General features: G+C 32.3%; 12 protein-coding genes. All 12 read left to right on the forward strand.

What is annotated here, in order from left to right:
• Positions 1-6 precede the first annotated feature (6 nt).
• On the forward strand, positions 7-2,067 hold the full coding sequence (locus C0982_RS09600) for an XkdQ/YqbQ family protein (RefSeq protein WP_101774003.1): 2,061 nt from the start codon (positions 7-9) through the stop codon (positions 2,065-2,067).
• Positions 2,068-2,078: 11 nt separating this feature from the next.
• Complete coding sequence (locus C0982_RS09605; protein WP_101774004.1) at positions 2,079-2,384, forward strand: DUF2577 family protein; 306 nt, start codon at positions 2,079-2,081, stop codon at positions 2,382-2,384.
• Complete coding sequence (locus C0982_RS09610; protein WP_101774005.1) at positions 2,381-2,812, forward strand: DUF2634 domain-containing protein; 432 nt, start codon at positions 2,381-2,383, stop codon at positions 2,810-2,812. Before C0982_RS09605 ends, C0982_RS09610 begins: the two co-directional genes overlap by 4 nt.
• A complete protein-coding gene (locus C0982_RS09615; RefSeq protein ID WP_101774006.1) occupies positions 2,802-3,893 on the forward strand; it encodes a baseplate J/gp47 family protein in 1,092 nt (363 codons plus the stop codon). The genes C0982_RS09610 and C0982_RS09615 overlap by 11 nt, the downstream gene beginning before the upstream one ends.
• Positions 3,877-4,464, forward strand: a complete 588-nt coding sequence (locus tag C0982_RS09620) for a putative phage tail protein (protein WP_180946927.1) — start codon at positions 3,877-3,879, stop codon at positions 4,462-4,464. The genes C0982_RS09615 and C0982_RS09620 overlap by 17 nt, the downstream gene beginning before the upstream one ends.
• Positions 4,461-4,892: a hypothetical protein gene (locus C0982_RS09625; protein WP_101774008.1), complete on the forward strand. Its 432-nt coding sequence runs from the start codon at positions 4,461-4,463 to the stop codon at positions 4,890-4,892. Before C0982_RS09620 ends, C0982_RS09625 begins: the two co-directional genes overlap by 4 nt.
• Positions 4,893-5,969 (forward strand): Kelch repeat-containing protein, encoded by a 1,077-nt coding sequence (locus C0982_RS09630; RefSeq protein ID WP_101774009.1) that lies wholly within the window; start codon positions 4,893-4,895, stop codon positions 5,967-5,969.
• 17 nt (positions 5,970-5,986) lie between these two features.
• Positions 5,987-6,355: a hypothetical protein gene (locus C0982_RS10585; RefSeq protein ID WP_101774010.1), complete on the forward strand. Its 369-nt coding sequence runs from the start codon at positions 5,987-5,989 to the stop codon at positions 6,353-6,355.
• Positions 6,356-6,429: 74 nt separating this feature from the next.
• Positions 6,430-6,558: a hypothetical protein gene (locus C0982_RS10825; protein WP_278336050.1), complete on the forward strand. Its 129-nt coding sequence runs from the start codon at positions 6,430-6,432 to the stop codon at positions 6,556-6,558.
• Positions 6,559-6,673: 115 nt separating this feature from the next.
• On the forward strand, positions 6,674-7,000 hold the full coding sequence (locus tag C0982_RS09645) for a hypothetical protein (RefSeq protein WP_101774012.1): 327 nt from the start codon (positions 6,674-6,676) through the stop codon (positions 6,998-7,000).
• A 3-nt stretch (positions 7,001-7,003) separates the two neighbouring features.
• A complete protein-coding gene (locus tag C0982_RS09650) occupies positions 7,004-7,372 on the forward strand; it encodes a phage holin family protein (RefSeq protein WP_207653250.1) in 369 nt (122 codons plus the stop codon).
• A gap of 5 nt (positions 7,373-7,377) precedes the next feature.
• On the forward strand, positions 7,378-7,720 hold a 343-nt coding region (locus C0982_RS09655; RefSeq protein WP_180946928.1), incomplete at its 3' end, for an N-acetylmuramoyl-L-alanine amidase.

Here is a 7,720-nt window from a genome sequence, read left to right on the forward strand (position 1 = left end):
TGAATCATGACAGCAGAAAATAAAGATATACATTCGTATAACTGTGATGTACATATTACTCATAAAGAAGAAACCTACATTGTAAATGCTCTTAGCGGACTTGAAATTGCATGGGAGAGAAAAGGTGTTGCAGGAAAGTGTACATTCTCAATAGCTCAAGAGGATGACGGAAAGATTGAATTTGAAGAAGGTGACGCAGTTAGAGTTAGGATATCTAAAACGTGGATGTTTTTTGGTTTTATATTTACAAAAAATAGAAGTGCTGATGGAATCGTCAAATACACTTGCTATGACCAATTAAGATATTTAAAAACTAAAGATAGTGTAGGCTTTACAAACAACACAGTAGGCGAAATTGTAAAGATGATAGCTAATGATAGAAGGCTTAATGTAGGAGTTATAAGAGATAGCAACTATAAAATACCATCTCTTGTAAAAGAAAATGGAAGTATGTTTGATGTAATAATGCAAGCAATAGAAATGACAACGCAAGAAACTGGAGAAATATTTATTCTTTATGATAGATTTGGCAAATTAACTCTTTGCCCACTAGAGCATATGTTTAGAAATGTTGTTATAAATAGTTCTAGCATAACAGATTTTGACTATGAAAGCACGATTGATAAACAGACTTACAACTCGATAATACTTGAATATAAGAGTGGCACAACAGGGATGACAGTTCGTGATCCAAAGAAAGATGAAGATAGTATTGCTAAATGGGGATTGTTAGAACTTGTAGAGAAAACCAACAATGGTTGGAATTCACTTAAACAAAAGAGCGATTTACTAAATCACTATAATTCAAAAACCAAAACTTTAAAAATAAAAGGTGCAATGGGAGCAGTTGAGGTAGTAGCAGGTGCAGTAATTGTTGTATCTCTTGATTTAGGTGACATGGTGGTAGACATGAATATGGTTGTTGATGCTGTAACTCACAGAGTTGAGGATGGACTTTATTCAATGGACTTAGAATTAATCGGTGGTGAATTTGTTTCGACTCGTGGTGTGCAAGGTGAAAGCAAACAAGGTAATGATGGAACTGAAACACCTGATAGCTTTGCAGCTAAGGAAAAGAGAGAAACCGCGGCAAAAGACTGGGGTCATGGAGTTACTGAAGAGATGCTCAACAAAGTACTTAATGGTTATTTAAGTGGACATGGGTCATATTACTTAAAATGCGGAAATGCTTTTGGAGTCAATCCAATGTTGGCGGCTCTTATAACTAAAAAAGAGTGTACCGAGGGTGGAACTATTAATAGTTATTCTGCAAGAGTTAGAAATAACTTTGGTGGTATAACTGGAGATCCTGATTATCCTAATATGGGTAAATTTGCAAAATACCCTAGCAAAGAAATAGGTATAGAGAGATTGTTTAGACTACTTGGAGTGGTTTATATATATCAAAAAGGAAGAAAAAGCATATCATCAATTGTATATCCTTGGGCACCTCCTAAGCAAAATAACACAGCGCAATATATCAGAGAACTAAAGGAATGGTATAAAAAATATACAGGAGTAGAATGGAGAGATTCTTTAATCGGCTCAGGAGTATCAAGCTTTGCAGAAGGCAAAAGCAGAATGTATACAGTGATAAGCAATCCTAATTACAACAATTCTACAAGTAGTGGCGGGGCTATACCTCCACATGTGGAAGAAGCTAGAAAGCACGTTGGAAAAAGCTATTCGCAAATGAGTAAACTAGGAAGAATGACATCAGGGCTATGGTGTGCTGATTTTACAGCATTTTGCATGAAAAAGGCAGGGAATATGCCTGTTCCTGATACATCAAGTACAAGGTCAATGTTTTCTAGTTTTCAAAGTAAAGGGAAGGCAAAACATTTAGATGCGGCGAGAAACTACATCCCAAAATCAGGCGATATAATATTTTTTTACAATGGATCTGGTCGCGCAGGGTCACTTAGGATAGACCATGTTGGAATAGTTGAAAGAGTAGACGGAACTAAGATAACTACTATAGAAGGCAATTCAGGGGCTAAACTTAACGTTGCAAGGCATACTTACTATGTAGGACAGTCTAAAATAACAGGATATGGAATTATGTAGGAGGTGATAAAATGGCAAGCATCACTAATGCAATAAAAAAAGCAGTAGTTCCCTTATTAGAAAACTATGACTTTGCAGACTACAGAATAGGCGAGGTTGTAAACACGTCACCTATAGAAATAAAAATAACTGAAAAGCTGACACTTAAGCCAGTTCAACTTTTTATGCTAGAGAGTGCAGTAGGAGAGTTCCCAGTCACTGTAGATGGTAAAAGTGGAAAGGCTAAACACTCTCTTAAAAAAGGTGATATTGTAGCCCTTGGGATGTTTCAAGGCGGACAACAATATTTAGTTTTTGGAAAGGTGAAGAAATTATGATACCAAAAACTGGGATTACACAAGAGCAATTTGAATCATTAATAGATAACAACGAGAAAAATAAATATCAAAATAAAGACTTTAAATTAAGAGATGATAATACAATAGGTGGTTATGTTGATGGCATAGAAGCAGTCAAACAAGCCATTTTTTTTATACTCCAAACTGAAAGATACAGCTCACATACAATGAGTGACGATGTAGGGATTGAACTATATGACCTATATGGAAAAGATCCTGCGCTAATTGAATCTACTCTAGTGCGTTTAATCAGAGAATGTATATTAGCAGACGATAGAATTGAGTCAATTGAAGACATGAATTTAAAAAGAGTTAAGCGTGGAGTATATGAGTTTTCAGCAACTGTTATATCAAATATTGGAGAAGTTGCAGTTAAAGAGGAGGTGAATATTATAGATGATAAATAGCGAATATTCTTTTGATGGAATAATGGATAGAATGTTATCAAATATTGATGATAGTTTTGATAAAAGAGAAACTAGCCTAATATATCAATCCACTGCAATGATTGTGCCTGAACTGCTCTCACTCAACTCTGAAATTGATATGATGAATGAGGAAATATTCCCAGACACTTGTAGTTATAACAATTTAGTGAGTTTTTGTAGAGATAGAAAGATATATCCAAAAGAGGCTACGCAAGGTTATGTGATAGGGGAATTTAATAGAGATATTGAAATAGGCACGAGATTTAACTGTGATACTAGAAACTTTAGAGTGATTGAAAATTTAGATGAATACGAAGAAATAGAGGAAACAGAACAAAAAGAAATATATAAATACCACCTTATAGCAGAAGAGACAGGACATATTGAAGTAATAGGAGAGATGACACCGATTGAAGATATAGGTGGTTTAAAGTTTGCTAGAATAGTAAAAGTTGTAAAAGATGGTAGAGAACAAGAAACACTAGAAGATTTAAGATTTAGATATATCGAAAGTTTAAACTATCAAGCCTTTGGAGGTAATAGAGCAGATTACAGAGAAAAGATACTAGAATTTGACAACATTGGCGGAGTTAGAACATTTAGAAGAACTGTAGATGGTGAACACGTTGAAATTGTAGTACTTGATAATACATTTAAAAAAGCAGATGACGATATGGTTTTGGCAATACAAGAAGCTATTGATCCTACTGGGGATGGTGAAGGTGTTGGACTTGCCCCAATAGGTCATAAAGTAAAAGTATATCCAGTAGGAAAAGAGATTGTAAATATAAATACAAAGATAGATATAAAAGATAATGCAGATTTGCTAGAAGACGTGAGAGAATCTATAGAAGAATACCTACAAGAGTTAAGAATGGAGTGGGGCGATAATGAAGAAAACTTAGTTGTTAGAATATCTAAGATAGAAAATAAGATACTTTCAATTAATGGAGTGATAGATGTGTCAGGAACTACAATTAACGGGATAGAGAAAAACTATACCGTTGATAAAAGAAGTATACCGATATTAGGAGATGTTAAATATGATAACTACAAGTAGCGAGTATAATCCAACATCAATAATATACCCTCCAAAAGTATATTCTAATATATCTGAATTTCAAGCACTCTCTGTAGCTTATGACAAGGAATGTAGGCTTATTATGAAAAGGCTTGAAAGCATTTATAAAAATAGATTTTTCTTTAGCCTAGATGAAGCAGGTTGCTCAAGGTGGGAAAAGATGATGAAAATAAAAGTAAACTCATCTTATACACTTGATGATAGACGTTTTACAATATCAACTAAATATACTGGCTCACGTCCTTATACAGAAAAAAGAGTAAGAAAGCTACTTGAAGACCTTGTAGGGAGTGATAATTATACTTTTAATATAGACTATATTAAAAAACACGCAGTATGTAAAATCAATCTAGGCGTAAAGCACCAATTAGCAGCAGTAGTAGATTTAATGGAAAATATATTGCCACTCAATATTACATATGATGCAATATTACTTTATAACACGCACGAAATATTGGCGCAGTTTACACATGAACAATTATCACACTTTACTCACGAAGAACTAAGAGAAATGCCAGTAGAAAAGATGAAAGAGAGGTTGGGTATATGAAATTAACGAGACCTAAAAAGACAGATGCTTACAATATTGATGAATATAATAAAAATTTAGATGAAATAGAAAACGGAATAAACGATACAACAAAGGTTAAGGATATAATAGGCAATCTAGAAGAAATTGAAATAGAAGATATAGAGAAAAAGACCGTATCAGCTTATTTGTCTTATATTTGGGACAAGCTAAAAAATATTGAGTTAACAGACTTAAAAATAACAGTAACTACCTGGTTAGAAGGTGTCGACACACCACTATCAACAGTATTAAAAGAAATAAGTGACGGATTGGCTAGTCTTTTCAAAGAAGTTAGAGCGTTAAAAATAGAAGTAACAGGAGAATCGAATTTATTAAAAATCAATAATACAAACTTTGCTACATCTTTAGGGGAAGATATAGAAACTATAAGAAAAGAGGTGAAGTAATTGAGTATAAAAGAAGAAAGAAAAATATACGATAAGTTACTTGAAAAGTTTAAAACCATATTTTCTGAAATTAAAAAATTAATTGAATCTGAGACAGGAGAAAATATAGATTCTTTAAAGGAAGTATCTGGTATATTAAGTGATAAATATATAAAAAGTGGTGGTTTTGTCGAGAACGTAGAAGATCCTTCCGTACTAGGTCAAACATCTAGCTATATAGGGTCAGTAACCGATGGAGAAAAAATATATATGTTAGGAATGTATACCAAAACATATGATGGAGCGTCTATTGGATATTATTATAAAGTTTACGAATATAATACCATAACTAATACTTGGAGCTTAAAAAACAACTTATCTTACAGAAGAGAGGGGGGTGGAATCGGTATTGCTGACAATATAATATATTATGTAGGTACAGATACCCCTTACGATAAATATTCAACGTATTCTAGTTTTTATATATGTTCGCTAAATTTATCTACAGGTGAAAATAGAAAAATATTATACATAAATGAAAGTGATGCTAAAAATGGAATGACATTAGGGGGTAAAACACGAATGCATTATCACAATGGAAAGTTAAAATGGCTAAGTGGTTATGCACGTACTCTTGTTGAGTTTGATTTAAAAACAGAAACTATTAACTATAAAAACATCAATCCACCATATACATATAAATATGATGATGGATATACTTATGAGAGTGAAGGGTTAGGAGAGTACCATTATATTATACGTCGCCCAACAAAAGGTTATGGAACGACTGATATATATGAATATTCTTATAGTACTGGCTCATTTAGAAAATTAAAGTCTATAAGCTCTAACGATACTACTGAAAAAAAATACAGATATACGCATATGACTATTAGGGAAGAAAAAATTGTGTTTATGGGTAGATATGCAATGATTTATGATCCAGCTAAAGATATCTTTATTGAAAAAAACGTGGAAGCAAACAAAAAAGATGAAGAAACAGGAACATTGATAGCAGTAGGACGTGTGCTATATAGATTTAGCGAAAATGGAGATTATGCAAGAAATGATAGAGTGGCATTAAAGTACTACATATAACTACAAGGAGGAACTAAATGAGTGATATTATAATATGGAATAAGATTGAAAAACTAAAAGATTTAGACAAAGAGATGTGGTTTAAATCATATCCTATTGCAAAAGAGAAGACTTTAGTTTTGATAAATAATTCAGAAGTGGTATTTATTGAAGATTTAAAAGTAGAAGGATTTACAGGATCTACAGATATTGAAATAGTAGAAAATTATTTAAAAGATAGAGAAGAAAAACAGAAACAGCAGCAGGAACAAGCCGAAAAAGAAAAAGAGAAAGAACAGCAGAAAGAAGTGGAAATAGAAAGAAAAATAGAAGAACTTGAAACTCAATATTCTCTTGCCATTGTTGAATTAACAGAGCAGATTGAAAAGTTGAAAGCAGGCAAATAATGAAGAATTTAATTTTTAAAATTAGGTTCTTTTTTTATTGTATAAAAGTGATTTTGAAAGGAGGTGAAAAAGATATGGCAATGTGTTATGTAACTTGTATCGTCAAAGAATTAAGAAAATACTCTGACGTTCCAAATTGGCTTAAGCCACAGGTAAAAGAATTACTTATAGGGATGGAATTAGAAATATTAGTAACAGAGTAGTAAAATGATGACCTTCATATTTCGATTATGAGCAAGGCTAACTACACTTAGTATTAACATAAAAATACAGGCTCTTAAAATTGATTTATGAAGGTTGTTAAATGTTGGAATTTCAATGGTTTCAGAGGGTGAGGAATCGCCCTTTAATAATATAAAAGAAGGTGATTATTTGAATGAACAAGATATATTGTTTGTCATAATAAAAGGTGTGGTGCCGTTGATAATTGCAGTTATGACAATTGCAAAGCCGATTATGACTTTAAATAGAACAATGGAAAAATTGATAATAAAAGTTGATGTTTTGACTGATGAAAATAGAACACAAGATGAAAGAATATCAAAACATGGTGTTCAAATTGATGATGGTATTTTAAAGTTAGAAAATCATGAACATAGAATTAACTCGGTAGAAAAAGATATAGAAAAATTAAAAGGAGAGTAGATTATGATAGATTTTATTAAATATATAGATATGGGAACATTGGTATTTTGCTTAGTAGTTGGTTTTATGATAAAAAATATATTACCAATCAACAATAAATATATACCTTTAATATTGGGGATAATAGGAGCTGTAGCTTGCTCTGTAATATCTAAAGATATAAGTATAGATATAATTACTATGGGTGCTATAAGTGGATTAGCTAGTACCGGACTACACCAGACATTTAGACAATTTATTGATAATCCAACTAATAAAACAATTAAATTTGACCAAGCATTATACGAAAAAAATATAGCTGAAAACTCATTTGAAGAAGATGGAGGATTATCTGAAGAAGATAAGAAGATGTTAGATAGTATGAAAGGATAGATAATATGAATGGTTTAAGAGTTAAAGGCGTTCCAATATATGATTTCCCTGTTCCTAGTTGGAACAAGGGAAAGAAACAGACCTACGCAATGGCACCTAAAAAGATAGTAGTACATAATACTTATAATAAAGCTACAGCAAAGGCAGAAAGCTCTTATATGGTAGGGAATAGTAACTGGACAAGCTTTCATTCTGTTGTAGATGACGTTGCAATTTATGAGAATGTACCATTTAATCGTAATACATGGCACTGTGGTGCTACATATGGCAATAGAAATTATATAGGTATTGAGATAGCAAAGTCTACTGGAAATGCTTTAGAGTTTGCAAAAGCTGAAAGAAATGCAG

It is taken from the genome of Peptostreptococcus faecalis (assembly GCF_900240845.1).
Taxonomy (GTDB): domain Bacteria; phylum Bacillota; class Clostridia; order Peptostreptococcales; family Peptostreptococcaceae; genus Peptostreptococcus; species Peptostreptococcus faecalis.

Coding starts and splice junctions, on each gene's coding strand:
- C0982_RS10825 (WP_278336050.1), top strand. CDS start 6,430: ATGGCAATGTGTTATGTAACTTGTATCGTCAAAGAATTAAGAAAATAC.
- C0982_RS09620 (WP_180946927.1), top strand. CDS start 3,877: ATGATAACTACAAGTAGCGAGTATAATCCAACATCAATAATATACCCT.
- C0982_RS09605 (WP_101774004.1), top strand. CDS start 2,079: ATGGCAAGCATCACTAATGCAATAAAAAAAGCAGTAGTTCCCTTATTA.
- C0982_RS09610 (WP_101774005.1), top strand. CDS start 2,381: ATGATACCAAAAACTGGGATTACACAAGAGCAATTTGAATCATTAATA.
- C0982_RS09600 (WP_101774003.1), top strand. CDS start 7: ATGACAGCAGAAAATAAAGATATACATTCGTATAACTGTGATGTACAT.
- C0982_RS09650 (WP_207653250.1), top strand. CDS start 7,004: ATGATAGATTTTATTAAATATATAGATATGGGAACATTGGTATTTTGC.
- C0982_RS10585 (WP_101774010.1), top strand. CDS start 5,987: ATGAGTGATATTATAATATGGAATAAGATTGAAAAACTAAAAGATTTA.
- C0982_RS09625 (WP_101774008.1), top strand. CDS start 4,461: ATGAAATTAACGAGACCTAAAAAGACAGATGCTTACAATATTGATGAA.
- C0982_RS09615 (WP_101774006.1), top strand. CDS start 2,802: ATGATAAATAGCGAATATTCTTTTGATGGAATAATGGATAGAATGTTA.
- C0982_RS09645 (WP_101774012.1), top strand. CDS start 6,674: ATGGTTTCAGAGGGTGAGGAATCGCCCTTTAATAATATAAAAGAAGGT.